Consider the following 854-nt stretch of genomic DNA (forward strand, 5'->3'; position numbering starts at 1 on the left):
TGGGTTCGGTTGGTATATTTCCTAGGTACTGCCAACTCCAATAACAATATCATCTATTTTAGTCTGTAAAACAGTTGTTTATGGTTTGGATAAGATTACAAAGCATACCCTCGTTGCAACTCTATCAATGTCAAGAAAAACAGTAAAAGCAAGATGATGTAGGGATGATTTGGTGTATTTTATTGAGAGTTTTTTGTGAGATGATGCTCAATTTATGTAAGAAAACCACTCAATACATCCTTGCTTATTTAGCAGGAAAGATGTCCATTATGTCAAATGAATAAAAAAGAAAAGCTATGACTTCCTAGCTTTTCTTAAAATTCTCCGATTTGGTTTTTGGCAATATTTTTACAGAACTAAAAAGGCATGTCATCATCTGCCACGCCACTGGCTAATGGTGGGGTTACCGCTTTGGGGGCGGGTTTGTCACCCATGAATGGATTGGCTCCATTTTGAGCGGGGGCGTTATTGTCTTGACCGCCTTGATTGGCATTTTGGTTCATGCCTGGATTGGTGTACTGTGGGGCTTGACCGAAGCCTTGATTGGGGTTGTTATTTTGGTAGTTTAGGGGATTTTGCCCAAAGCCATTTTGGGACTGGTTATTAAAGCCGTTTTGATAGCCACCTTGTTGCGGTGCACTGCCACCAAAGCCATTATTGCCTTGATAACCGCCATGCTGACCGCCCCCGTTACCCCATTGGTTATTTTGTTGGTTGTTGTAGCCACCACCAAAGTTGCGGTTGTTGTAGCCCTGATTACCCTGCCAGTCGCCACCGCCATTGTTGTCACGTCTGTCAAGCATTTGCATTTGATTGGCTCGTACTTCGGTGCTATAACGCTCTATGCCTTGTTG

General features: G+C 42.9%; 1 protein-coding gene. It reads right to left on the minus strand.

From position 1 onward, the window contains the following. Positions 1–356: 356 nt before the first annotated feature. Positions 357–854, minus strand: a 498-nt coding sequence (locus B5J93_RS13640) for a single stranded DNA-binding domain-containing protein (RefSeq protein WP_476703358.1), incomplete at its 5' end; no start/stop codon positions are given.

It is taken from the genome of Moraxella equi, from assembly GCF_002027555.1.
Lineage (GTDB): Bacteria > Pseudomonadota > Gammaproteobacteria > Pseudomonadales > Moraxellaceae > Moraxella > Moraxella equi.